This is a genomic window from Candidatus Didemnitutus sp., from assembly GCA_019634575.1.
GTDB lineage: Bacteria > Verrucomicrobiota > Verrucomicrobiia > Opitutales > Opitutaceae > Didemnitutus.
The window spans coordinates 1,587,242-1,611,169 of record JAHCAY010000001.1 but is presented as its reverse complement, the minus strand read 5'-3'; the positions used below and the strand labels follow the sequence as shown (position 1 = coordinate 1,611,169).

19 protein-coding genes are annotated in these 23,928 nt (G+C 66.2%); 1 reads left to right on the top strand and 18 read right to left on the bottom strand.

What is annotated here, in order from left to right:
• Positions 1 to 10 precede the first annotated feature (10 nt).
• The 13 genes from KF715_06830 to KF715_06770 form a co-directional block, all read right to left on the bottom strand.
• Positions 11 to 619, bottom strand: a complete 609-nt coding sequence (locus KF715_06830; protein ID MBX3736381.1) for an SIS domain-containing protein — start codon at positions 617 to 619, stop codon at positions 11 to 13.
• A 59-nt stretch (positions 620 to 678) separates the two neighbouring features.
• Positions 679 to 1,593 (bottom strand): class I SAM-dependent methyltransferase, encoded by a 915-nt coding sequence (locus tag KF715_06825; protein ID MBX3736380.1) that lies wholly within the window; start codon positions 1,591 to 1,593, stop codon positions 679 to 681.
• An 11-nt stretch (positions 1,594 to 1,604) separates the two neighbouring features.
• Entirely contained in the window at positions 1,605 to 2,351 is a 747-nt protein-coding gene (locus tag KF715_06820) for a nucleotidyltransferase family protein (GenBank protein MBX3736379.1), read from the bottom strand.
• A 136-nt stretch (positions 2,352 to 2,487) separates the two neighbouring features.
• Positions 2,488 to 3,924 carry a hypothetical protein gene (locus tag KF715_06815; GenBank protein ID MBX3736378.1) on the bottom strand — a complete coding sequence of 479 codons (1,437 nt, stop codon included), beginning with the start codon at positions 3,922 to 3,924 and terminating at the stop codon, positions 2,488 to 2,490.
• A gap of 152 nt (positions 3,925 to 4,076) precedes the next feature.
• The gene (locus KF715_06810) at positions 4,077 to 5,060 is read right to left on the bottom strand and encodes a galactokinase (protein MBX3736377.1); all 984 of its coding nucleotides are present in this window, start codon (positions 5,058 to 5,060) and stop codon (positions 4,077 to 4,079) included.
• 16 nt (positions 5,061 to 5,076) lie between these two features.
• Positions 5,077 to 6,090 (bottom strand): Gfo/Idh/MocA family oxidoreductase, encoded by a 1,014-nt coding sequence (locus tag KF715_06805; GenBank protein ID MBX3736376.1) that lies wholly within the window; start codon positions 6,088 to 6,090, stop codon positions 5,077 to 5,079.
• Between the two features lie 4 nt (positions 6,091 to 6,094).
• Positions 6,095 to 6,955, bottom strand: coding sequence for an SDR family oxidoreductase (locus KF715_06800; protein ID MBX3736375.1), 861 nt, complete (start codon positions 6,953 to 6,955; stop codon positions 6,095 to 6,097).
• On the bottom strand, positions 6,952 to 8,214 hold the full coding sequence (locus KF715_06795) for a UDP-glucose/GDP-mannose dehydrogenase family protein (protein ID MBX3736374.1): 1,263 nt from the start codon (positions 8,212 to 8,214) through the stop codon (positions 6,952 to 6,954). Before KF715_06795 ends, KF715_06800 begins: the two co-directional genes overlap by 4 nt.
• 9 nt (positions 8,215 to 8,223) lie before the next feature.
• The gene (locus KF715_06790) at positions 8,224 to 9,870 is read right to left on the bottom strand and encodes a hypothetical protein (protein MBX3736373.1); all 1,647 of its coding nucleotides are present in this window, start codon (positions 9,868 to 9,870) and stop codon (positions 8,224 to 8,226) included.
• 4 nt (positions 9,871 to 9,874) lie between these two features.
• Positions 9,875 to 10,861, bottom strand: a complete 987-nt coding sequence (locus KF715_06785; protein MBX3736372.1) for an NAD-dependent epimerase/dehydratase family protein — start codon at positions 10,859 to 10,861, stop codon at positions 9,875 to 9,877.
• Positions 10,862 to 10,865: 4 nt separating this feature from the next.
• Positions 10,866 to 11,597: a class I SAM-dependent methyltransferase gene (locus KF715_06780; protein ID MBX3736371.1), complete on the bottom strand. Its 732-nt coding sequence runs from the start codon at positions 11,595 to 11,597 to the stop codon at positions 10,866 to 10,868.
• 3 nt (positions 11,598 to 11,600) lie between these two features.
• Positions 11,601 to 12,539, bottom strand: a complete 939-nt coding sequence (locus KF715_06775) for a glycosyltransferase family 2 protein (protein ID MBX3736370.1) — start codon at positions 12,537 to 12,539, stop codon at positions 11,601 to 11,603.
• Between the two features lie 71 nt (positions 12,540 to 12,610).
• Complete coding sequence (locus KF715_06770) at positions 12,611 to 14,212, bottom strand: hypothetical protein (protein ID MBX3736369.1); 1,602 nt, start codon at positions 14,210 to 14,212, stop codon at positions 12,611 to 12,613.
• A 167-nt stretch (positions 14,213 to 14,379) separates the two neighbouring features.
• Between KF715_06770 and KF715_06765 the strand changes: the two genes are divergently transcribed.
• A complete protein-coding gene (locus KF715_06765) occupies positions 14,380 to 15,198 on the top strand; it encodes a hypothetical protein (GenBank protein ID MBX3736368.1) in 819 nt (272 codons plus the stop codon).
• Between the two features lie 16 nt (positions 15,199 to 15,214).
• On the opposite strand, the gene KF715_06760 is transcribed toward KF715_06765, so the two are convergent.
• From KF715_06760 to KF715_06740, 5 genes are all read right to left on the bottom strand, one after another.
• Positions 15,215 to 16,489: a glycosyltransferase gene (locus tag KF715_06760; GenBank protein MBX3736367.1), complete on the bottom strand. Its 1,275-nt coding sequence runs from the start codon at positions 16,487 to 16,489 to the stop codon at positions 15,215 to 15,217.
• A gap of 14 nt (positions 16,490 to 16,503) precedes the next feature.
• A complete protein-coding gene (locus tag KF715_06755; GenBank protein MBX3736366.1) occupies positions 16,504 to 17,925 on the bottom strand; it encodes a glycosyltransferase in 1,422 nt (473 codons plus the stop codon).
• A 121-nt stretch (positions 17,926 to 18,046) separates the two neighbouring features.
• Positions 18,047 to 19,621, bottom strand: a complete 1,575-nt coding sequence (locus KF715_06750) for a hypothetical protein (GenBank protein MBX3736365.1) — start codon at positions 19,619 to 19,621, stop codon at positions 18,047 to 18,049.
• Positions 19,622 to 19,634: 13 nt separating this feature from the next.
• A complete protein-coding gene (locus tag KF715_06745; GenBank protein ID MBX3736364.1) occupies positions 19,635 to 21,299 on the bottom strand; it encodes a phospholipid carrier-dependent glycosyltransferase in 1,665 nt (554 codons plus the stop codon).
• Positions 21,296 to 23,920: a hypothetical protein gene (locus KF715_06740; protein MBX3736363.1), complete on the bottom strand. Its 2,625-nt coding sequence runs from the start codon at positions 23,918 to 23,920 to the stop codon at positions 21,296 to 21,298. The genes KF715_06745 and KF715_06740 overlap by 4 nt, the downstream gene beginning before the upstream one ends.
• Between the last annotated feature and the right edge of the window lie 8 nt (positions 23,921 to 23,928).

The window sequence follows — 23,928 nt, the reverse complement described above, 5'->3', positions numbered from 1 at the left end:
GGCGGAGGAATCAGGGTTTGGTCGCAGCGACGGATTCCCATTTCGTCTGCGCGATCTTGAGGTTGGGGTGCGAGACGAAGAGGTGCCAGACGACGGCTTGGAAGGCTTCGGAGTGCGGCGTGATGTTCGCGGGATTCACGACCGGGACGACGACGCAGGCGTGAGCGACTTTGGCGGTGTAGCCACCGTCCTTGCCGACGATGCCGATGATGCGCGCGCCGACTTGTTGCGCGAGTTGCAGCGCGATGACGAGATTGGGCGAGACGTTTTGCTCGAGGTTGCCGCCGCCGACGGAGAACACCATGACACAGTCCTTTGCGTTGAGGCGCGAGGTGCGGAGCCATTCGACGAAGACGGTGGCCCAGCCCTCGTCGTTGGTGCGCGCGGTGAGTTCGGAGACGTTGTCGGTCGGGGCGTAGGTTTCGAGGCCGGCGATCTTGCGAAAATCGTTCACGGCGTGCGAGGCGTTCGCCGCGCTGCCGCCGACGCCGAGGATGAAGAGGCGGCCGCCGCGGTCGCGGGCGGCGCGGAGTTCGGCGACGCACTTTTCACAGTCGTCGGGATTGAGGCGCGAGACGATCTCGGCGGTTTCGCGGAGGTGTTGGGCGGCGTAGGACATGGGGAAAGGAAGTGGGAGAATGAGGGAGAGAGGGAGTGCGGGACTGAGAGGTGCGAGGACTACGTGAGCGGGGTGTTGAGTTGGAGGGCGATGGCGTCTTGGCGTTCGTCCCAGCCGGCTTCGTGGTAGCTGAGGAGTTGCCAGCCGGGATCGAGCAGCGTGCGCGTGACGAAATGGGGATGCATCAGGCTGAAACCGTAACCAGACGCGTCGCGATAGTCGACGTAGGCGCAGCCGCTGGCGTCGTAGTCGCGGAGCAGGGTGGCGATCTGCGCGTCGTCGAGGCCGTGGCGGTTTTTGCCGGCGGCGAGTTCGCGCTGGCAGGGTCGGCCGTGGAGGGTGAAGACGAGGATGCCGCGCGGCGCGAGGTGCTGTTGGAAGAAGCGCAGAAACTCCGCACTGCGCGTCGCATCGAGATGGGTGAGCAGCGAACCGCACCAGATGAGATCGAACTGGCCGAGCGCGGTCAGGGCGGCGAGGTTGACGTCGGAATAGACCGGCACGGCGCCGAAGGTGCGCGCGCAGTAGTCGACGCCGGCGCGGTCGAGGTCGCAGGCGACGATCTCGGCTGCGGGAAAATCCCGGCGCAGGAAACGCAGCACGCGGCCGTGGCCGCTGGGCAGATCAAGAATGCGACGCACGGCAGCGGGAGCGCGGCGGCCGGTGGCGAGGGCGGAGAAGACGCACTGGCGCGCGGATGCACCGGCGGCGAAATAGTGCGCGGCGTTGCCGCGGAACATCGTGTCGCCGGAGGAGATTTCGCGGTTCACGCCGGCGAACGGATCGGGTTGGCGGAGCCAAGCGCGGCCTTCGGCGAAGCCGGCGCGAGCGAAGTGCGACCAGCCGGACTCGATGCGTCCGGCGGCGACGCCTCGGGCGATGTCGGGATGGAGTTGCAGATAGGCCTGCTCGTCGAACTCGGCGTGAGGCGGGAGCGTCGAGGAAGAGATGGCGGAGGGCTCGGGAGCGGGCACGGCGGAGAAGATCAGCTGCCGGGAGGCGGCGCGGAGTGGTCGGAGTTGGCGGGTGACGCGCGGAGGAGTTGGTCGAGTTCGGCGAGGCCGGAGGGCGAGCCGATCTCGTAGAAACGCTGAGTGAGTTCGAAGCCCGCGAGCTGGCCGCGGCGGCTGAGGGCGGATTGCACGGCGGCGAGGTCGACCACGGCATCGCGCGGCGCATCGGCGAAGGCGGCGGCGCGGAACAGGCTCAGGCCGTAGTCGATGTGGTGCATCTGCGGGAGCTTTTCCGTTTTCGAATAGAGCTGGATGCGGCCATCGGCGAACCAGACGTTACTGGTGTCGTAGGCGCCGTGGTTTTCGAAAACGGTCATGAGCGCCGGTTGACCGGAGGCGAGGAACGCGCGGCCGACGGCAGCGTAGTCGATGGGGAGGTAGGAATCGCCGTAGAGCACATAAAACGCGTCGCCGAGTTTCGGGAGCGCGCGGATGAGCGCACCGCCGGTGCCGAGGAGTTTTTCGCCGTCGAAGGAGTAATCGATCTTCATGCCCCACGCGGCGCCGTCGCCGTAGCGCTCGACGATCTGGTCGCCGAGGTGGCCGATGCAGAGGACGATTCGCGTCAGGCCCGCGGCGCGGAGCAGACGCAGCTGGTGATTGAAAAACGGTTCGCCCACGACCTCGACGAGGAGTTTGGGAATGGTCTTGGTAATCGCGCCGAGCCGGGTGGCGCGGCCACCGGCGAGGAGGGCGACGGGGAGATCGGTTGGGAGCATGCGAGGAGCGCACGGAACGCGCGGGAGAAATCGAACGGACGAAGACTGGGTTAAGGGCGAGCAGTGTTGGTGGTCCGAGCGGGGAGGGAGTCGGGTCGATATTGCGAGGAGTCGGGGTGGCGATGAGGGTGGAGGGCTAGGACCAGTAGAGTATCGATCCTAGTCCGAGCGAGATCTGGGTCAGCGAAATTCCGGCGATGAGCAGCTGGGGCCAGAGGCGGTCGCCGACCCAGCGATCCGCTTCCGTAAACGTGATGGCGACAGCGCTCCAGATGGCGGGTAGCACCAGCCGCGGAAGCCAATAGCCCCACTCGTAGGCGTGGTGGATATAAGGAAGTTGGATCACGAGCGGGAAATACCATGCCGCGCCACCGATGGCCCAAACCAACGTTCCGCGTGGCACGGAAGCGCAGCGTCGCGCCGCACTGTAAACCAAACGTCCAGCGAGAATCACGCATGCGAGCACTGTGGCGACGGAAAACACCAAACCCAGCCGCACCGAACCCCGCGCAAAGGTGCGCTGAGGTTCCGGACGAAACTTGTCGTCGGAAGGATGGGAGAAGTTCAGCACGTCAGAGAATATTCCCAAGTGCAGCAGCGCCGGGTAACTGTAGCGGTTGTGCTGGAGCAGTCGCTGGGCCGCGCCGTTCTGGCGGCGAACGGCTTCGTTTTCCGGTGAATCGCCGTTAGCCTCCTGGCGATCCGATGGCTCCCAATAGGTCGGAGCACTCAGCAGAAAACCGTCTTCGGCGCGGGGCCAGAGGATGGTGCGCCAGGTCATCTCGCCGGTCCCATCCCAATCGTAGCTGTGCTTGGAGGGTAGATGGGATAATTGTGCGCGTGCGGCGCGGTCCAAACCTACGCCCACCAGCAAGGGAGCGAGAATCATGCAACCGAAGATCCAGCCGTTTCGGCGCCAATCGGACTCTTTTGCGGTCCACCAATCGACGAGGATAACCACCGCGACGGCGACCGGCAGGAGCAGGAACGTAAATTTCTGAAACTGCGCGAGCATCAATGCCAGTCCACCCAGCAAGGCGAACCCCGCCTGACGACCGCGGCGAACCGCGTGCAGGCAGCGAATCAGACTCCATCCGGTCAGTGCGAAGAATGCCACGGTCAGGTTGTCGGCAGCAAATACCGTGGTAGCGATCGACGTGACGGGCAGGAACGCAAACAGCCCTAAGGCGGAGATTCGTAGAATCGGTCGTTCGACGCTCCAGCGCAGAGCATCATGCAGAAATCCGAGCGACAGCGCGTTGAACAATACGATGACGAGAGTCGCGAGTTGAAAACCGTAGGCACCGTCGGTCACGGCCTGCCCGCAAGCGGCCAGCCAATAAATCAGCGGTCGGCTCGTTACGTCGTAATGGAAAAGCAGCTTCGGATCTTCCAGCGTCTGCTGAACGCAGCTCTGATGGATTCCCCAGTCTTGCCCCATGAAGGTGTTGTCGTGAATGCCCTTGAGGCCCATGATGACGAAGCCGATCTGAATGATCGTTCGCATCACTGTCTCCCAGCGGCGCATCGGATCGGAAAATCGCAGGATTCGTGTGGGCGGTTCAGTGGGCATTGGGATAGAAGTTGCGCGGGCCGGAGCGGAATCGATCGAGCGAGGTCGGCAACGCAAAGGTGACGCGTGTTTCAGGACGATGCGCCCGTTCAGCGGTGACGGTCGGGTCGAAGATCGTCAGCGGAGGCCACCCCTCAGTTGCCGGGGGCAGCTTAGTTTTGCGCCACGACTTTGGTGCCCTCGAAGTCGAAGCGGAAGCGGACTTCGGGGAGGCCCTTTTCGCGCATGGCGTGGCGGAGGCGGGATTTGTTTTCCGCGTAGAACATGAGGAAGCCGCCGCCGCCGGCGCCGATGAGTTTGCCGCCGAGCGCGCCGTGGGCCATCGCGTGGTCATACCACTCGTTGATGCGATCGTTGCTCATGCCGGTGCTGCGGGATTTCTTGCGCTGCCAGTGCACGTCCATGAGGCGGGCGAATTCCTCGAGGTTGCCGGATTCGAGCGCCTCGAGGGAGCGGTAGCCGAGCTCCTTGGTGAAGTGGAGATTGTCGAGCATCGCGGTGTCGTGCTGTTTCGATTTTTCGTTCTGGTCCTTGAGGATGGTGCCGGCGGAGCGCGAGTAGCCGGTGAAAAAGAGCAGGAGGTTGTCCTCGAGATTGAAGAGGCACTCCTCGGAGATTTTTGCCGGGCGGAACTCGACGCGGCCGTCCTTGTGGAAAGTGAAGGCGGTGATGCCGCCGATGGCGGCGATGTATTGATCCTGTTTGCCGATGGGTTCGCCGAGACGTTCGAGTTCGATGTGGCAGGCTTGCTCGGCCAGCTCGGCAGGTGAGATGAGGTTTTTCTTTTCGGCGTGGAGCACCTTCAGGAGCGCGGTGGTGAAGCTGCCGGACGAGCCGAGGCCGGTGCCGCCGGGGATGTCGGCCATCGAGGTGAGTTCGAGGCTGCGACCACTCAGGCCGAGGAGCGCGAAGGCTTCGCGCACGATCGGGTGCTCGAGTTGCGAGGCGTCGGCGACGCGCTCGAGTTTGGAGTATTTCACGATCAGGTCCGGCACGAACGTGCGATGGAGCGTGAGGTAGACGTATTTATCGAGGGCGCCGGCGACGAGAAAGCCGCCGTGTTCGCGATAATACGACGGCAGGTCCGTGCCGCCGCCGCCGAGGGAAATGCGAAGAGGGGAGCGCGTGATGATCATGCGGAAAGGGGAGCAGTCAGAGACCGGCGCAGTTTACGGGATAGCCGCTTGCGCGGTAGACTTCCTCGATGATCTCGAGGGTGCGAATGCCTTCGCGGAGGCCGGGGTTGGGCTCGCGGCCGAGGCGGACGTCATCGACGAAGGCGGCGAGTTCGAGCGCCCAGGAGTGGTCTCCGGTCGGAAACTCGAAGACGTGCGTCTCGGGCGGACCCATCTGCGGGAGCATCTTGTAGTAAGTGCAGCGCTCCGGGCCGTAGCTGCCGCCGAGGCCGTCGATGGCGAGCTTCGCGTCGCGGCCGTAGATCTCGAGGGAGAACAGGTTTTTCCACTCCGTGCACGAGACATGCAGCCACGCGGTTTGGCCGGCGGCGGTGCGGAGGGAGAGGAAGGCGTTGTCGTCGACCGGCATGTCCCAGAAACACGTCTGTGCGTGGCCGCCGATCTGGGCGAAGTCGCCGAGGAACCAGCCGGCGAGGTCGATCAGGTGCACGCCTTGGTCGATGAGTTCGCCACCGCCGGAGAGTTTCGGGTCGGCGCGCCACTCACGATCGTAACCCTTGCGTCCGCCGTGGCCATAGCGTCCGCGCAGGAACATCATCGGGCCGAGTGCGCCGGTCTCGAAAATCTCGCGGGCCTTCTGCAGCGCGGGATGGAAGCGATGGTTGTAGCCGAGGCGCACGCGGACGCCGCGTTCGGCTGCCGCGGCGGCGACGGTGCGAAGCTGGGCGGCGTTGAGCGCGCCGGGTTTTTCGACCAACACATGCTTGCCGGCGCGCACGGCGGCAAGGGCGAGCGGGGCGAGCGAGCCGTTGAGTGTGGCGACGATGCACGCGTCGACCTGCGGGTCGGCGAGTGCGACGGCGAAATCGGTGATCGCGATGCAGCCGGGCGCGGTGGCGGCGAGCGCCGCGGCGCGGGCGGCGTCGAGGTCGCACGTGTAGCGGAGCTGGCCGGGCTGAAGCGCAGCGGCGCGTTTGCGTCCGATGAGTCCGCAACCGACGATGGCGTAGCGCAACGGGGCGTCGGACATGGGGTCAGGCTCCGAGCTTCTTGTTGCGATCCTCCGGCACGATGCGGCGCAGCGTGTAGATGTCGCCTTTCAACTCGGCGGAGAACTTCGCGAAGTCGCGCCACGGGTCCCATTGGGCGCTGATGAGTTTGCCGGTGACGGCGGGGCCTTCGGGGCCGGCGAGCCAGACGCAAAGGGCGGCGGCGAGTCGCGGATCGACGGCGCCCTCGTCGGACCATTTCTTGTTCTTGGCGAAGAAGTCGGCGCCGGCGCGCTCGGGACCGGCGTCGAGGACCTGCTGGGTCATGCGGGTGCGCAGCGCGCCGGGAGCGATGGCGTTCACGGTGATGCCGTCGGCGCGATATTCCTCAGCGAGCGTCTCGGTGAGGCGGACGACGGCGGCCTTGGTGGCGGCGTAGCTGACAAGGCGAGGCATGGGGTTCGTCGCGCCGCCGCCGGAAATGTTGACGATGCGGCCGGCGCGGCGCGGCTTCATCGCGCGCACGGCGTGCTGGCAGCAGAGGAGGACGCCGGTGACGTTGATGTTCCAAGCACGCGACCAGTCGGCGAGGTCCACTTCTTCGGTCGGCCCGATGGGGCCGTAGATGCCGGCGTTGTTGACGAGAACGTCGAGCGGCGCGTGCTCGGTGGCGCAGGCGAAGAGGGTGGCGACGCTCGCGGGGTCGCTCACGTCGCACGCGAGCGCAGCAAGACGCTGACCGGGGGAGAGGTGCGGGGCGAGTTCGGCGCGGGTGCGCTCGACGTCGTCAGCGGTGCGCGCACAGAAGGTGACGTGAGCACCTTCGGCGAGGAACGCTTCGACGATGTGACGGCCGAGACCTTGACTGCCGCCGGTGACGAGGGTGTTGAGGCCGGAAAGTTTCATGGGCGACCGACGGTGAGGTAAACGAGGCCGGGGTGGCCAGCCGCGAGTTTTTCGATGTGCCGGTTCGCGTCGACGACGACGGGGCGAGCCATGGAGGCGAGCAGGGCGGGCCAGTCGAGTTCGCGCAGGGCAGACCACTCGGTGCAGATGGCGACCGCGTGCGCGCCGGCGAGCGCGGCGTTGGGCGAAGCGACGAGCGGGATGTCGCGATGTTCGGCGTCGGTCTCGCGGATGAGCGGGTCGAAGGCGCGCACGGTGGCGCCCGATGCGGCGAGGGCGCGGCACAGTTCCACGGCGGCGCTGCGGCGGAGCGTGCTGGTGCCCGGGGTGTAGGCGAGGCCGAGGACGGCGATGGTGGGGTGCGGCACGTCGGCGAGGGCGGCGGAGATTTTGCGTGCGGCCCAGCTGCGGTGGCGGTCGTTGCTTTGCTTGATGGCGGGAATGAGGGCGAGCGGGAGCTGGCGCACGGCGCCGAGCTCGCTGAGCGCGACGACGTCGCGCGCGAGCGTGCCGCCGGCGAAGGGGCCGCCAGCGCCGAGGTAGGCCCGCGGGCCGATGCGCGGCTCGGATTTGAGACCGGCGGAGATTTCGGCGGCGTCGGCGCCGACGGTTTCGGCGACGGTGGCGATTTCGTTGATGAAGGCGATGGAGAGAGCGAGGAAGCCGTTGAGCGCGTGCTTGACCATCTCGGCGGAGGCGGGGCGCATCCAGAGCAGCGGCGCGCCGATGGGCGCGAGCAGGCGTTCGAGCGTGGCGCGGGCGGCGTCGGGTGCGCCGACGACGATACGTGCGGGTTTTTCGAAGGCGTCGATGGCCTTGCCGAGGCGGAGGTTTTCCGGCGAGCAGGCTAAGAGCAGATGCGGGTGCGCGGCGGCGAGGCGGGCGCAGGTGCCGACCGGCAGTTGCGACGAGAGGAGCACGGGGGTGCCGGGGCGCAGGTGTGGGAGGGCGCGTTCGATCTGCGCGACGACCCAGGCGGCGTCGGCGCGATCGTCGGAGTCGACCGGCGTATCGTAGCATACCCAAAGCACGTCGGCGGAAGCGACGGCGGCGGGTTCGACGGAGAAGCACAGCGCGCCACGCGCGAGGCCCGCGGCGAGGAGGTCGTCGAGGCCGGGCTCGTGGAGCGGGGCGCGGCCGGCGGCGAGTTGCGCGATGTTGGCGGCGTCGAAGTCGATGCCGACGACGGCGTGGTGGCGCGCGGTGCAGGCGGCGGTGACGGAGCCGAGATGCCAGAGGCCGAGGATGGCGACGTTCATGAGAGGTGATCAGGCGCCCGCGCGCTTCGCGTAGAGAGTGAGTTTGCGACCGTAGACCTCAAACGACTCGAGTCGGTCCAGGTTGGCGTCGCACCAGGTTTTGAGCTGCGGATAGAGGCGCCGGAGCTCCTTGTCGTAGGGCCAGAAACCGTTGCCGCTCATCTCATCGGTGAGGACGACGAAATGGCAGAGCTTGATTTTGTAGAGGATAGCGTCGGTCGGCTCCGCGAGAATCGAGTTGGGGAGTTGGATGACGAAGTTCACCCAGACCTTTTTCCGTTCGTAGCAGGTCACGGCGAGGATCTGGGCGTCGAGGTAATCGACGATCTGATCCACCGCGATGTAGGGATGATCGAAGCGGCGCGAGTGTGCGGTTTCGAAGATGCGGTCGGAGATGAAATTCACGGTGCGGGCGCTCGCAATCGTGTCGGCGTCGGCCACAGGCGCGAATTGGCGGGAAACATAAATGCCCGTGCTGCCGGCGAGAAGGGCCGCCGCGAGACTCGCGAAGGCGAGGCGGGGCCAGCGCCGGGTGTCGGCGAAATCGACCCGATCCCAGAGCCAGACGGCGAGTCCGAGAATGAGCAGCAGGGTGCCCGGCGCGAGGATGCCGAGGACGACCTCCGATTTTTGCCGGTGTAATGTCAGGATCAGCCCGGGGAATATCGCGAAGACAAACGCGATGACGAGCCAGTCGCTCCGGCGGGGGACGGCGCTCGAGCGCCGGGACGAGACCAGAGCGAGCAACGCCAGGGTGGCGAAAAGGGCGGCAGCGATCACGCCGAAAGCCAGGCCGAGGTGTTCCGTGGCGAATTGGCCGAAGACAAACTGGAGCGAGTGGAGCGGATCGAGACCGGGCGTGCGGACGTTGCTCTCGGCTCCCGCGATGTGGCCGATCCAGTAGTAGGTATAGATGCCTTCGCGATTGTGCCAGAATACGGGGCCTGCGCCCGCCGCGGCGATCGCGCCGGCGGCGGCGAGGCGACCGAGGCGACGCCACCGGTCGGCGCCCGCCAGGATCCAGCCGCCGAGCGCGACGAACACGATGGCAAAATAGGCGCCGGTGAGAAAGCGCGTGAGCAGCGTGAGTCCCACCGCAGCGCCGAACGCGAGTGAAGCGCCCGTGCGGCGAAATCCATCGGTGAGCAGCGCCGTGCAGGCGGTGATGCCCATCAGGCACATGGCGGCGTGATCGAGGCGGAAGTCGACCGCAGAGCCGGGCGAATTGGACCAGGGTGACGCGAGGCTGAGCACGAGAGCGAACGCGATCCAGGCGAGCGGACGCGAGCCGGTGAGTCTCAGCACGGTGAACATCAGCGCGGCCTGCCAGGCGAGAAACACGAGCATGTTCAGGCTCAGCGCCGCACTGCGCGAGGCCGAGCCGACCAGTGTGAAAATGCAGAGGGCGGCGGTGTCGTGGAGCGTGCCTTGGAGCGCGGGCTTGGTGAGCGTTTGTTTGAGTCCGGCCAGGAACCCGCCGCCCTGCGCTTTCTCGTAGGCGGTGTAAGCTTCGGTGAGGTATTGGATCTGGTCGTTCCAGCGCGGATAGAATCCCGCGTGGTGTCGCGAAGTCATGCGGTCGAAGAGGAGAAACTCGCCGAGCATCAGCACGATGGCGGCGAGCCAGAAGGTGCGGTCGCGGCGCAGCCAGTTCATGTCTTCATCCGCGGGCTTCGTAGACCCAGGGGTTGTCGCGCAGCCAGCGGACGGTGCGGACGACGGCGTCGGCGATGGTGAGCTTCGGGCGCCAGCCGGTGGCCGAGATTTTTTTCGTGTCGAGGAAGATGAAGGGATTGTCGCCGATCCAGCCGCGGTCGCCGCCGGTGTAGTCGAGGCGCGGTGCGAGGCCGAGTTCGCGGCAGATGTGGCCGATGCTTTGGTTGACCTCGACGTATTCGGGCGTGCCGAGGTTGTAGACTTGCGTGCGGTGCTTGGCGTCGCGCGCGGTGTGGGCGCGGGTGACGTGGAGAATGGCGTCGATGCAGTCCTGCACGTAGAGGTAGCTCTTGCGCTGGCGGCCGTCGCCGAGGACGCGGAGGTGATCGGGGTGCGCGAGGAGCTGCTTGTAGAAGTCGAAGACGTGGCCGTGCGTGTAGCGCTCGCCGAGGATGGAGACGAAGCGGAAGAGATAGGCTTCGTCGAGCTGCCCGCCCTCGGCGTAGGCGGAGATGAGGCCTTCGCCGGCGGTCTTCGAGGCGGCGTAGAGCGAGGTTTGAACGGGGAACGCGTCGGTCTCGGGCGTGGGGCGGTCGGGCGTGACGAGCGCTTCGCCGTAGACGGAGCCGGTCGAGGAGAAGGCGATGCGGCGCACGCGATTGGCGCGCATGGCTTCGAGGACGTTGAAGGTGGCGATGGTGTTTTGCTCCAGGTCTTTTTTCGGATGCGCCCAGCCGTCCTTGATGTCGGCGTTGGCCGCGAGGTGGACGACGAAGTCGGCGCCGCGCATGGCGGAGGTGAGCGCGCGCAGGTCGAGGTTGTCGCCCTGCATGAGCAGGAAGTTCGGGTTCGCGATCGCGGCTTCGAGGAAGCGGAGCTGGCCGGTGGCGAGATTGTCCCAGCCGGTGACGCGGATGCCGTCGGCGAGGAGCCGGTCGACGAGATTGGAGCCGATGAAGCCGGCGGCGCCGGTGACGAAGACGTGTTTCATGGGATCACGCGAGCGGCGTGGGCCGCGGGCGGAGGGAGAAGCCGATGCAGAGGTTGCAGAAATGGAAGGGGACGAGCAGCGGGAAATGGCGGCTGCGCTCGATGGTGAAGAGCGGCGCGAGCTCGGCGCGGATTTCGGGCACGAGGTTGATGTGTTCGCGGGTGTAGAACTCCGCGTAGGGCGCGGTGAAGTGGCGATACCAGAGGCGTTGCGCGGACATCCGGCGCGCGAGGCCGTAGGCGGGGCTGCCCTCGGTGGGGATGACGATGAGCAGCTGGCCGCGGTCCTTGTTCAGCAGGCGATGGAGTTCGCGCAGGCAGGCGGGGAGATCGGGCAGGTGCTCGAGGACGTGGATGGCGAGGATGCGGTCGAAGAAACCGTCCGGAAAATCCATGCGCTGCTGGCAATCGCCGACGACGGTGCGCACGCGCGGGAAACGCGCGCGGATGGCGGCGGCCATGTTTTCGCGGTATTCGTTGCAGTAGTAATTCGCTTCCTGCTCGGGTGTGAGGCGTTCGTATTCGAGGTGCGCGCCGAGGCCGGCGCCGATCTCGAGCGTGGTGCGGAAGCCCGGGCGCGAGGCGCGGACGGGGAAGAGGTGGTTGAAGTTTTCCACCGCGCCGTAGCGCGAGCGGCCGCCCAGCTCCTCGTGCCAGAGGCGCATGAACTCGTGGTTGCGCGCCTGTTGCTCGGGTGTGAGCGGCGGCAGGATTTTCGGCCACTTGGCGGTCGGCATGGCTCAGGCGTGGGAGTCGAAACCGGCGGAGCGCTCGACGATGAAGCGCGGTCGGCCGCGGACTTCCTCGTAGATGCGGCCGATGTATTCGCCGAGGATGCCGACGCTGATGAGCTGAATGCCGCCGAGGAAGGAGATGAGGATGATCGTGGTGGGGTTGCCCCAGAGAATCGTCCAACCCATGAGCTTGTAGAAAAGATAGATGGCCGCGAGGAGCAGCGAACCGCCGGCGATGACGAAACCGAAAAGTGTGCTCAACTGCAGCGCGTAGGTGCTGAAGCAGAAGATGCCGTTGAAACCGATGCGCAGCGAACCGAGGAAGCGGTTGTAGTTGGTCTGGCCGTGCAGGCGCGCGGGCCGGTCGAACGGAATGATGCACTGGCGGAAGCCGACGACGGCGACCATGCCGCGGAGGAAACCGTGGGTTTCGCGGAGGCGCACGACCTCGTCGACGACGCGGCGCGACATGAGGCGGAAATCGCCGGTGTTGGGTGGAATCTGGACTTCGGCGATGCGGTTGATGACGCGGTAGCCGACGGCGGAGACGAGTTTCTTGAGCCACGGCTCGCCGGTGCGCTGGCGGCGTTGCGGAAGGACGACGTCGAAGCCGTCGCGCCATTTCGCGATCATTTCGCCGATCAGCTCGGGTGGGTCTTGCATGTCAACGTCCATCACGATGACGGCGTCGCCGCGCGAGTAGGTCATGCCGGCGAGCGTGGCCATGGGCTGGCCGAAGCGGCGCGAAAGTTGGAGGAATTTGACGCGATCGTCAGCGGCGCGGGCGGCGAGAATGACCTCCTGCGTGCGGTCCGGCGAGGGGTCCATCGCGAAGATGACTTCGTAGTCGCTCGTGATCGGGGCAAGGATGGGCTGCAGCCGCCGAAGGAACTCGGGGATGTTCTTCTCCTCCCGATAAACGGGGACGACGATGGACAACTGCATGATCGAAAAGCCTCAACAGCCACTCTGCGGAACGCAAGACCGCGAGCGGTCGCTGACGAGGGCCGGGCCCGTCAGGGAAGCTCCGCGGCGTGAGCGACGAGGAAGCGTTGCACCTCCTCCAGGTGATCCAAGCGCACATACACGGCACCGCCGATCCAGAGAGTGGGCGAGGTTCGGAAGAGGCAGTATTCCTCGCTTTGCGCGAGCTGTTTGAGCGCGGAGGAGCCGCAACCGCCGACGAAGACGAGCACGGGTTCTCGGGCGACGATTCTGGCTCGCTGTTGGGCGAAGACGGCGGTGAAACGCGGGCCGAAGTAGTTCGCATTCGCGAAAGCCTCGGCGACATCGCCCATGTCGACCGGCGGCAGGTTGCGGGTGCGTTTGAACAGGTGGGCTTCCTCCGAGCAGATCCCGAACTCGCGATCGAGCAGCACCAATTCGGCGGTGTAGCGACGCGCGGCGGGCAGCGTCTCCGCGAGCTGGGCGTATTGCCATCTCATCAACGGGAGGTTGTCCGAGCGCCAGAGCATGCCCAGGCAGCCGATGAGGAGCGCGGAAGCGGCACCGGGACCGAGGGTGAAGCGCGATTGATAGTAGACGAGCAGCACGAATGCCTGCGGGCTGAGATACCAGTAGCCCGCGCCTTGGAAGTTCATTTTGAAGGCGGCGATCGAGGCGCCCAGGCTGAGCGCCAGCGCCAGCGCGGCCAGTGTTCGCGGCAAGCTGCCGGAGCGGGCGAGCAGCCATTTGCCGCTTTCGAACAGCACGGGCAGGATCGAAAGAACGATGATCGCCGCGAAAGCCGGGGTGCGGACGTAATGGATCATGGTCGCGAACGGCGAGGAGGCGGCCGCCCACGGGGATTTCGTGCCGAAGAAGCCGAAAAAATAGCGGTAATACTGCGCGAGATCGCCGTGGAACCAGACGGCGGCGAAGACGGCGCAGGTGCCGATCGTGTAGGCGGCGATGACGAGGTAGAGGCGGACGAGATCGCGCAGGCGCAGTGCATCGCGGCTCTGCTCCACGAGCAGCGGAATCACCAGGGCGACGGGATAGATCCGCCAATTCGTGCTGAACACGAGCGCGATCGCGAGGCAGGCGCCGTGGCGAGACACGCGCGATAACGTCGTGTCGCCCGGCGCGGCGTAGCCCAGAAAGGCCACGGCCAGCAGGGTGAGCGCCGTGGAGTCGCTGCGGCCGATGCAGGTGTTCCAATGGCCGATGTCGTGGAGGAGGATCAGCATCGCGGCGCTCAGGCCGAGCGCGGCGACGACGGCCGGGCCGAGCGGCAGTTTCCGGCGACTGTGCACGAAGGAGGCCAGCAGCGAAACGACAGGGAAGAGCAGGACGAAGGAGCGCAGGATGTATTGCGGCTCGACCGATGGCAGGGCGCGCACGAAGACCGACTTGATGAGCGGGTCGAAGATGCCGTGGTTCGCATTCGCGTAGGCAAGATGCGGATCGGTGAAGATGTTCACGCCGAACGAACCCGCGAGTGCATGCAGCCATGCCGTTCCCTCGCGCCACTCCAACTCGATGGGGTAGCCCGCGAAGCGGGCGAGGAACCGGTAGATGACGACATAGGTCGTCGCGGCCAGGACAAGTGCGGCCAGATGCGAAAGTCTCCGCCAGAGTTTGGGGTGCTTGAGCCAGCGAGAGAAAATGGGAGTCATCGAATACGAGTGGCGGCAGCACCGAGGCAGGCACCGGGCGCGACGTGGCCGCATGTCGGTGAGCTTTCTGCGCGGTGCTCGTTGCATTGCGAGCGAAGAAATATTTTGGGGCGCTCGTTTGCGGGTTGAGTTGGCTCGTGCCACTGACCTCATTGCCGGGCGAAAGCATGAGACGTTATCTTTACGCAGGTTTCTGGCTGATGGCTGCGGCAGTGTTCCTGCGGGCGGAGGTGAACCGTGCGGTTACGATCGAAGCGCCCGGCGAAGCGGTCGCCGGGAAACCGGTTTCGGTGCAAATCGGTGCGAGCACCGATGCGACCGACGGCGAGCAGATCGGTTTCTTGCATGCCGAGTATTCGATCGACGAGGGACTGACCTGGACGGGTTGTTGCAATCTCGAGAACGCTGGAAAGAGCGCCGCGCGCCGGGTCGGCTTTACGGCGAGCGCCACGGGCGGCGTGGCGCTCGTGCGGGTGCGCGTGGCCTTCCGCGGTGGCGAGGCGGGTGATGCCGATTTCCGCGGGACGCCGATCCATTGGGACGAGAGCTGGAAAAACTGGCGCTGGCCGCCGGCGAAGTATGCGCGCATCGCCGTGCCGCCGCCGCAGCGGGTGGAACGCTCGATCCACATCGATGCCCCCAGCGAGGTGGCGGCCGGAAGCGTCGTCTCGGTGGCGGTCAGCGCGAACACCGGTGAAAACGGCGAGCGGATCGGTTTTTTCCACGCCGACTACTCCGTCGACGGAGGAAAGACGTGGACGAAATTCTGTTACGCCGAGGACAGCGGGCAGAAGCTGAGCCGAGAGATGCAGTTTGCCGTCGGTGCGCGGGGAACCAAGGCGATCATCCGGGTTCGCGCGGCGTTCCGCGGCGGACGCGATGGCGACGTCGATTTGGCCGGCAAACCGATCGAGTGGGGCCAGAGTTGGGAGCGCTGGCTTTCGCCGCCCGCCAAATACGCGATTATCTACGTGCGAGGCGCCTGAGATTCAGTCGCCCGCTTCACGACAGGCGCAGGCCGAGGCGCCAGGCGAATTCGAGGAAGGCGCTGCGGCGGAGATAGCACATGAGCAGCGGATGCCCCTCGATCTCGTGCGCGGGAAAGGTGCGGCCGTGCGTGCGCTCGCGGAGCCGGGTGATCTCGATCTGGCCGGTGCTGTGCATGACGGCGGAGGTTTTTTGCGCGGCGTGGGCGCGGAAGCAGGCGAGAAAATACGGGACGCGCACGATGTTCGCGCCGGCGGCGTCGAAGCGGAGCAACAGGTCCCAGTCGACCGCGAAGTGGAATGACGTGTCGAGTCCGCCAACGCGATCCCAGAGGCGACGGCGCCAGAACAGCGTCTCCTGCGGGATGAAATCGTTGAGGCGAAGGACGGCGGCGTCGTGGGCGGGGAGAAACCAGCGCGCGATCTCGCGGGACTGTTCGTCGACGACGACGCGGTGGCCGTAGAGGGCGTCGACTTCGGGGTGACGGGCGAAGTAGTCGGCGACGAACCGCAGCGCACCGGGCGCGTAGAAATCGTCGGAGTTGAGGTAAGCCATCACCTCGTCGGGCGCGCCGTGCGTGCGGGCGAAGCCGCGCGCGATGGCGTCGGCCTGGCCGGCGTCGTGTTCGCTCGACCACGCGACGAGGCGCGGATGCGCGGCGTCGCCATCGGCGGGGAATTCGCGCGCGAGGCGTTGGAGGATTTCCACGGAGCCGTCGGTGGAGCCGCCGTCCTGCACGACGTAGTCGACGGGTGCGTCCTGTTCGAGAACGCTGCGCATGGTTTGCTCGAGGTAGGCGGCGTGGCGGAAGGAGGGCGTGACGACGGTGAGGCGCGGCGCGGCGCGGCGGGAGGCGGGCGGAAATCTTTCCGGATCGATCGCGCGCGGCGGGTAGGCCATGTGCGACGGCATTTGGAAAAACATGAGCTCGGTCCAGTGTCCGCCGCCAAGCCAGAGCGGGAGCCACGAGCGCGGGATGCGGACGCGGCGATCGAGCGCGAGCGCGGTGGAGCCGTCGGAGAAGAGGAGTTTGATGCGGAGCTGTTGTGCGCCGGGCGGGAGCGTGCCGCGGATTTCGAAACCGGTGTCATCGGTCGGCGCGGCGGGCAGGGCGGCGCGCACGTCGGGGCGGGGCAGGCCGACGACGCCGTGGAGCGAGCGATCGCGGGCGAGAAGGCGGACGCCGGCGAGCGTGCGACCGTCGTCAGCGAAGGCCCAGCCGCGGATGATCACGCAGCGCGAGGGGCGCGACCAGTCGGCTGGTTGATCGATGTAGGAGTGAACGGGCACGGGGCCGCGGCGGCTCAGACGAACTTCAGTTTGCGGGCGGCGAAGAGCACCATGCGCAGGAGGAGCCAGCCGTGTTTCCAGCGCTGGATGTTGGTGGTGCCGTAGGTGCGCTCCTTGTAGCGGATGGGAACGTCGACGATGCGGAGGTTGAGCTTGGCGGCGCCGAAGAGCAGGTCGAAGTCGCCGAACGGATCGAAGTCGCCGAAGTAGGCGCGGTTGGCGGCGATCTGCTCGTAGTGGGCGCGAGTGAGGACCTTGGTGCCGCAAAGGGTGTCCTTCACGGGCTGGCCGAGCAGCCAAGTGAAGATGAGGCCGAAGGTTTTGTTGGCGCAGAGATTGAGGAACTGCATGGCCTTTTCGTCCATCGGGTAGACGAGGCGGCAGCCGTTGGCGAAGTCGGCCTGGCGACGCGCGAGGACGTCGTAGAATTTCGGCAGCTCCTCGGGCGGCATCGTGAGGTCGGCGTCGAGGATCATGAGGATGTCGCCGGTGGCGGCGGCGAAGCCTTTACGCACGGCGTCGCCTTTGCCGCGGCCGGTTTGCTGCATGATCTTGATGTTCCGCTGCGGGTAGGCGGCGGCGACGCGTTGGATCTCGGCCCAGGTGTGGTCGGTGGAGTTGCCCTCGACGAAGATGATTTCGGTGCCGGCACCGAGCTCGGGCGTGCGGAGGACGGCGGCCTCGATGTTGCCGGCTTCGTTGCGGGCGGGGATGACAACGGAGACGGTGCGCGCATCCGCCGCGGCGGAGCGGCGCGCGGGACGCGCGACGCCGAAAACGGTGAGGCAGAAGAGCGAAAAGAGCGGAGCGAGCCAGCGGTTGGCGAGGTGGTCGAGGCCGAGGCAGGGCACGGGCACGAGGAGGCGGCCCTGTTTCGTGACGGGCTGCCAGTCGGCGAGCTGCAGCAGGTTCTGCACGTCGGCGGTGCTGATCCAGCTGTTCTGCGGTTGCGGCGCATGAAGTCCGAACGTGCGGGCGACCGCGAGGATCGGGCGCCAGAGGTTGGAGTAGTAATTGAACAGCAGCCGCGTTTGCGGATGAGAGACCACATGGAGACGCTCTAGCAGGCGCTGGACGTCGGCGGCTTGGTTGAGCGTCTCCGACACGACGATGAAGTCGAATTTCTCGTCGAGGGTGAGCGACTCGCCGGCTTGCACGTGAAACTCGGCGCCGGGGAGGCGGAGTCGGGCGGCTTCAACCTGGCGCGGGGAAAGATCGAGGCCGACTTTTCGCCGGCCGTGGAGTTGCGCCAGCAGTTCGCCGTTGCCGCAGCCGATCTCGAGCACCGAGGCGGTCGGCGGGATCAGCAGGTTGTAGTAGTGGGCGAGCCAGCGCCGATAGCCGCGCGCGGTCCAGTTCAACGTGACGGGGACTGCTTCGTAGAAGGCGCGCACATTCCGCAGGTGAGGATCGGAGAGTTCCGGGAGCGACGTCATCGGTGAATCGTGGAGGCACCAACGTGGGGCACGGTAGCCGGGCGGGCAAGCCGGCGGTGGGGAAATCAGCGGTGGCGTCGCAGTGCGCCTCGGACTGTGGCGTGAGAGTGAGCCGTGCAGTTCACTCGCGAGTGAAGACGAGCACGCGCCATTGCGGGAGCGGGCCGCGGCCATCGGGCGCCGGCAGATCGCTCACCTGCACCTGCCTGAAGCCGAGCTGCTGGAGTTGCGCGATGTGCTCGGGGGTCGACGACCGATGCAAGTCCTGCTCGAGGTAGACGAGTCGCTTGATGGGCGCGGTGTCGGCATGTGCGAGATCTTCGAGCAGCATTGGGGGCGGCGTGGTCGGCCGCGTGAAGGTGATCGTGGCGCGCGAGATGAAATCGGTGGCGAAGAGGATGTCGCCGGGGCGGAGCAGCGGAGCGAGGGCGGCCGTGCCGACGCGCCAGTCGGAGTCCGGGGTAAGACTCGTATCGAAATACGGGTCGCGGTGGAAACTGCGTAGCTGATAAACGCCGGACACGACGAGCAGGGCGCTCGCGCCCAGGAGCACGGCGCGGCGGCGGGCGGGAGGAAGCAGGGCATCGCTCGCCGTGTGAATCGTGCGGAAGGCGAGCGCGATCAACCAGGTGAGAAAGAAGTAGTGAACGATGAAGTAGCGCGGCCAGACGGAGAGTGGCTCGACCTTGAAATAGTAAGCGATCTGGAAAGCGAGGGGCAGCGCGAGGGAGAGGATCATCAGCCAGGATTGGCGCGCGCATTCAGTGGTGAAATCCGCGGGCAATCGCGTGCGGCGGCGGAAGAGCAGCCACGCTCCGCCGAGGAGCAGAGCCAGCCACGCGATCGGCAGCAGCGTGGTGAACCAATCGTGGCCTGGCGCGTGTCCCGACAGGACCAGCTTGAAGCCCTGGTAAAGCTGCCCCGACAAAGTGACGTGGGCGCGTTCCCACAGGCCGACGTTGATCTTCTGACCATGGTCGCGGAGGTAGGGCCAGGTCAGCGAAAAGACCAGCAGGTAGCAGATGGCGAGGTGCGCGCTGAACCGCCAAAATTGCGCGCGGCGACGGAAAAGCAGGAAGGCGCCTTGCCCGATGGCGGGGAACACGATCCAGGTCTGCACGTAGAACGCCACGCCCAGCAGCAAGGCGTAGCCGAGGAAGCAGCCGATGTCGGCCCATTCGCGGTTGAGCGTGCGGCGATCGAGCGCGAGGACGAGTTGCGTGCTCCAGATGTAGAACGCGACCGCGACGATGTATTCGCGGATCTGCAGCACGTGCATGAAAAGATAGGCGTTGAACGCGAACAGCCCGACGAGGAAGGCGCGCGGCCATGCGGCCCAGCTCCGGCTCAAGCGCAGCAATCCCCACAAACAGAGCGCGAAAAACACGAGATTGACGGAGCGGAAAAACGCCAGGTCCTGCCGCTCGGCGAAGCGCATCAGTGCGTTTTGGAAAAGATAGTAGGCCGGTTGGTAGGCGAACGGATTCACCGCGGTCAGCACCTCGTTCCAAGTGGCGGTCGGCGCAGCTCCGGGGGTGAGATAATGTCCGCCATTGATGAGCCAGAGGCGGAAGCCTTCGTCGGTGGTGATGCCTTTGAGGTCCATCATCGCCGCGCAGGCGACGACGGCGGCCGCGCAAAGCAGGTGCGGCAGCCAGCGGACGAAGCGGGTGGATAAGGCGGACAGCGCGGACATGGGTGAAAGTTCCCTAGTGTCGGTGGGCGGGATCCGCGAGGTAGCGGCTGAGCGCCTGCACGAAATCCGGGCGAGTCGGATAGCGGGCCTTCATCGCGGCGCGGTAGGCCTCCGGATGCGCGTCGTGGTCGTAGAGAAAGGTGATGGTGAAGTCCGAGACCGGCACGGAAGCGTCATCCTGATAGCCGATGTATTTGGGAGCCAGATCGAGCGGCATGGTGAGCATGAGGATGAAGGCCGCGGTGAGGGCGATGGCGGCGGGCCAGCGTCGCTCGTGGACGTCCGCGCGGCGTTGCCACCATTCCTGGAGCGCGGCGAGGCCGAAGCACCAGGTGAGCGCGAGCGGGACCTCGACGAAGATGCTGTATTGGCTGAAATACTGCCGCTTGCTCATCATCCATATCATGCCGACCGATTGAGCGTAGAAGAGGAGCGCGAATGCGCGCAGCCGGAGATTGACGCTGCGGAGGCAAAGCAGAGCGATGGCGAACGCGGTGGTGGTCACGAGGAGCACGGGCGACTCGACGAAGAACCGCAGCAGCCCGTGGAGGCGATGGGTGACGCCGGGCTGAGTGTAGAGTTGAACGAGCGGATCCGGGAAGAACACGACGTCGAGCACCTTGACGCCGTAATTGGCGGCGGCCGCCGCGGGCATGGTCGCGCGCAGTGCGACGAACCAGCCGACGCACGCGCCCAAGGCACCGCCCAGCAGCAAGGCGAACTCGAGGGTGCGATCGATGAGATACGAAGTTATCCGCGACGGGCTGCGCACGAGCTGAAGGAGGGGCAGCAATGCCGCGAGGCCGACGAGCAGGCGCAGCCGGCGCGCCGCAGCGGGATGCACTTCGGAGCCGGCGGCGCTGAACGACAGCACGCAGAGCAGGAGGACCAGCCCGATCGCGGGCAGGATCAGCGTGGCGCGCGGGCTGAGCGGAGGCGCGGCGGAAGCCTCTCGCCCTTCAACCAGCGCGATCAGCGGGGACACGGCACACCAGCCGAAAACGAGGATGAGAAAGTATAGCCCGGGCAGTTTGGAGAGGATGGCGAAGCCGCCACCGGCGCCGGCCAGCACCAGCCAGAGGGTGCGACCGGCCGGTCGCGTGGACTGCGTCGCGAGCCAGACGCAGTGCATGGCCATCACGCCGAAAATCGTGCAGAGCAATTCCGGCCGGATCAGCAATCCGTGGAAAAGCAGGCCGGAACAGCCCGAGAGCAAGACGACGGCGAGGCAGCCGAGTTCGAATCGGCGCGTGGCTTGGGCCACGAAGAACCCGGCGAAAATAATGAAGAGCACCACCAGCGTGCGACTGTGTTGGCGCGCGGCCCGGACCAGGTCGGCGATTTGCGCGATGAGGTCGGGACTGCGAGCGAAGCGTTTGAGCGTCCAGACCGGTTGAGCGCCCACCGCGTCGCGCAGGCGAAAGTCGAAAGCGAGGAGGAGTTTCGTCGTGGTGGCGGGCTGATCCACGATGCCGAGCGGATAGCCGGAATTCAGGCTCAGGGCGTCGGCGATGTTGTGGATGTTCATGTCCGTGTTTCGATACCACGGATCGTCGCGCGAGATGCGCGTCATCGTGAGAAAGGCGAACAGCAACGCCAGCAGAGCGATGCCTGCGTGCGCGAAGCGGTGGCTATTCCTTGGAGCGGCCGGCGGCAGCGGCGGAGTCGTGGCGCTCATGGTTTCAGGCCCTCCACGCGCAGGCTGCGAAACATATAGAGATAGGCATCGGCCGCGGGGCGCGGTTGCTCGACCAGGACGACGGTGCGGCCCTCGGCCTTGCCGCAAGTTTCGTAGTGCTCGCGCGCGCCTTCGACGAGGGGCTTGCGCATCATTTCCACGTGGCGCCGCACGTCAGGGTAGCGATTGAGGTATTCATACCAATCCGGCCCCGGCTTGGGCGGCAGTTCATGGAGTTCGATGACATTGCCGCCGGAGTCCGCGGGGAACTCCAGGATCGCATCCTGCCAACTCTCGGGATCGGTGAACTCGATGCGTTGCGCGGCACGTCCGTTGCAGGAGATCTCGAGCAGGCCTTGACGGCGCTGGTGGAGATGGGCGCTGAGGCTGACGCGCAGGGTTTTCACGTCCGGCGCGGCGGGGATTTGCAACTGGATACGATCGGCGCGCATCCAGCGCAACAACGGTAGGGCGAGATCGGGAAACGGTCCCTCGGTCGGCAGCAGACCGCGACCGGCTTTGGTGGCCGTCGGTTCCGGGCGGCTGACGAACTCATATTGGAAAGAGAGTCTGGGGTCGGTCGAGGTGGCGGCGATGTATTGGTCGGGCGGGAGCGCCTCGAGCACGGCGGTGCTGCGTTCGGCACCGTCGGGGTCGGAGTTCCGCAGACGGAAACGAAGAGCGCGGACCGACGACGGATACGGTGCGGTTTGCGTGCCGGCGCGCGAGAAGGTGGCGAGGAGTCTATCGACGCCGCTTTCGGTTTCGGCGATCACGTCGACGCAGGCGCCGTCGCGTTGATGGAGTCCGGCGATATCGATCAGCAGTTGGGGCGGATTCGTGTCGCGGCTGCGCTCGACGGTCGCGAGCAGGAGGCCGTTATTGTCGAAGACCTGTTCGTCGGCGTTACCGGGCAGGCCGAAGTAGTCGCGTGCGGCGAATTCCGAACTGGTGCTGCCGAGCGGTTCGACGCCGGGCGTGGCCTTGCCGGGGAAGGTGAGAAGGACATAGGCCGGTCCCAGATCAAGATGGGCGAGGGCGCGGCTGCGGGCGCTGCGGGGACGGGAGAGAATGTTGTAGGCATCCGTGCGGAGGAGATCGTAACGCGGGACGGATCCGGTGCGGATGTGCGGGACAGCGGGCGGACTGAGGTTGAGTCGCGCATCGTGCACGAGGTGTTGCTCGAGCTCGGCGCGGAGCTTGGCTGGCTCCAGGCGCGGGGCGCTGGGATTGAGCAGCGGTTCCAGCGGGCGCCAGATGTTGTGACGAAGCGTATCCGAACCAGACCAGAGGCAGATGGCGAGGAGCGGAAGCGCGAGCGGCAACCAGCGGTTGCGCGGCGCCCCCCATCGATCCAGGGCGATGGCAAGACTGGGCGCGGCGAGGAGGATGGCGGGTGCGAGTTGGGGCGAGTGGCGAGTCGCGAGCGCGGGCAACGCGAGGATGACGGCCCAAGCAAGCCCGACCGCGCCGAGCCAGAATGCAGGCTGCGACCACTCGCGCGAGCGACGGAAACCCAACAGGGCTGCTCCGAGGCAAAGGCAGCCGGTGAGACCCGGCCCGATCGCGCGGTCCGCCCACGGGCCGACGAGTTCGCGCGCAGGCACCGCGTCCAATGTGGCCGATTCGGCGGCGATGGTTTCGGCAACGATGTGGACAAGCGAATCGTGGCGGGCGGCGGCGATCAGGCTGAGCAGCGTTGGCAGCAACCCCAGGGCGAGTCCCGGCAGCACGAGTTTCCAGCCACGGCGCAGGTGGACACGAAATGGACGCAGGGTTGCTAGGCCGGCGAGGCACAGCACGATCATCGCAGCGGCGAGACTGCTACCGGCGGCGAGTCCGGCGAGTGCGCCGCCGAAGAGCGCCGAAGAGTTTCGTCCATCCCTCGACCACGCGAGCAGGAACGCGGCGGCGGCGAGCAGAGCGACACCGGCGGCGAGGTGGTGATCGAGTGTGACCGCTTGGGTGAGCACGGGGAATGCCGACCAGGCACAGCCAAGAGCCAGGAGCGAGGCTTCGCGGCTGCACCCGGCGAGCCGGCAGAATCGATGCAGCGCGCAACCGCTGAACAACCAGAGGATGAGGTTGACGAAATTCAGCGTGGTCAGTTCCGGACGGAAGGTCAGCAGCCAGGAATGCAAAATGCCGTAGTCCGGAAAGAGACAGGGTTGGGACGGCTGGCCGCTCGTGCCCGCGAAGACATTGCCATCGACCAGAAACTGGAGTGCGCGCGGCAAGGTGCGGCCGAGCGCGTTGGGGTCGAGCGGCGCGTAGGTGGCGGCCAAGGCGATGCTGCCTGCGATGAGCAGGCCGACAGCGACCAGGGTGCCGAAATAGACAACGGGGTGTGTGGTCGCGGGGGCGAAGTGGCGACGGTTAGTCGAGGGAAAACGCCAAGCCAGCAGGGCGGTCGCGGCGCCGAGGGTCAGGGAAACGCCGAGGGTGAGGCCCACGTTGCCCCAGCGGTGGAAGCACGACAGCGTCAGTGCGGTCCCGACAAGATTCACCCACGCCAGCGCGCCGGCGCCGAGCAGTGTTTCCGAGGTGGTTTCCGTCCAGCGATAGGCCGCCGCGACCGCCAACCACACGAGCAGGATTAGATGAATGAAAAGCAATTCCATCGCCACGA

Bases quoted from the DNA above. Each gene is read 5' to 3' on its own strand.
- KF715_06740 (MBX3736363.1), bottom strand. From the start codon at position 23,920: ATGGAATTGCTTTTCATTCATCTAATCCTGCTCGTGTGGTTGGCGGTC.
- KF715_06815 (MBX3736378.1), bottom strand. From the start codon at position 3,924: ATGCCCACTGAACCGCCCACACGAATCCTGCGATTTTCCGATCCGATG.
- KF715_06755 (MBX3736366.1), bottom strand. From the start codon at position 17,925: ATGACGTCGCTCCCGGAACTCTCCGATCCTCACCTGCGGAATGTGCGC.
- KF715_06810 (MBX3736377.1), bottom strand. From the start codon at position 5,060: ATGATCATCACGCGCTCCCCTCTTCGCATTTCCCTCGGCGGCGGCGGC.
- KF715_06785 (MBX3736372.1), bottom strand. From the start codon at position 10,861: ATGAAACACGTCTTCGTCACCGGCGCCGCCGGCTTCATCGGCTCCAAT.
- KF715_06770 (MBX3736369.1), bottom strand. From the start codon at position 14,212: ATGACTCCCATTTTCTCTCGCTGGCTCAAGCACCCCAAACTCTGGCGG.
- KF715_06790 (MBX3736373.1), bottom strand. From the start codon at position 9,870: ATGAACTGGCTGCGCCGCGACCGCACCTTCTGGCTCGCCGCCATCGTG.
- KF715_06830 (MBX3736381.1), bottom strand. From the start codon at position 619: ATGTCCTACGCCGCCCAACACCTCCGCGAAACCGCCGAGATCGTCTCG.
- KF715_06775 (MBX3736370.1), bottom strand. From the start codon at position 12,539: ATGCAGTTGTCCATCGTCGTCCCCGTTTATCGGGAGGAGAAGAACATC.
- KF715_06800 (MBX3736375.1), bottom strand. From the start codon at position 6,955: ATGAAACTTTCCGGCCTCAACACCCTCGTCACCGGCGGCAGTCAAGGT.
- KF715_06820 (MBX3736379.1), bottom strand. From the start codon at position 2,351: ATGCTCCCAACCGATCTCCCCGTCGCCCTCCTCGCCGGTGGCCGCGCC.
- KF715_06805 (MBX3736376.1), bottom strand. From the start codon at position 6,090: ATGTCCGACGCCCCGTTGCGCTACGCCATCGTCGGTTGCGGACTCATC.
- KF715_06745 (MBX3736364.1), bottom strand. From the start codon at position 21,299: ATGAGCGCCACGACTCCGCCGCTGCCGCCGGCCGCTCCAAGGAATAGC.
- KF715_06795 (MBX3736374.1), bottom strand. From the start codon at position 8,214: ATGAACGTCGCCATCCTCGGCCTCTGGCATCTCGGCTCCGTCACCGCC.
- KF715_06750 (MBX3736365.1), bottom strand. From the start codon at position 19,621: ATGTCCGCGCTGTCCGCCTTATCCACCCGCTTCGTCCGCTGGCTGCCG.
- KF715_06765 (MBX3736368.1), top strand. From the start codon at position 14,380: ATGAGACGTTATCTTTACGCAGGTTTCTGGCTGATGGCTGCGGCAGTG.
- KF715_06780 (MBX3736371.1), bottom strand. From the start codon at position 11,597: ATGCCGACCGCCAAGTGGCCGAAAATCCTGCCGCCGCTCACACCCGAG.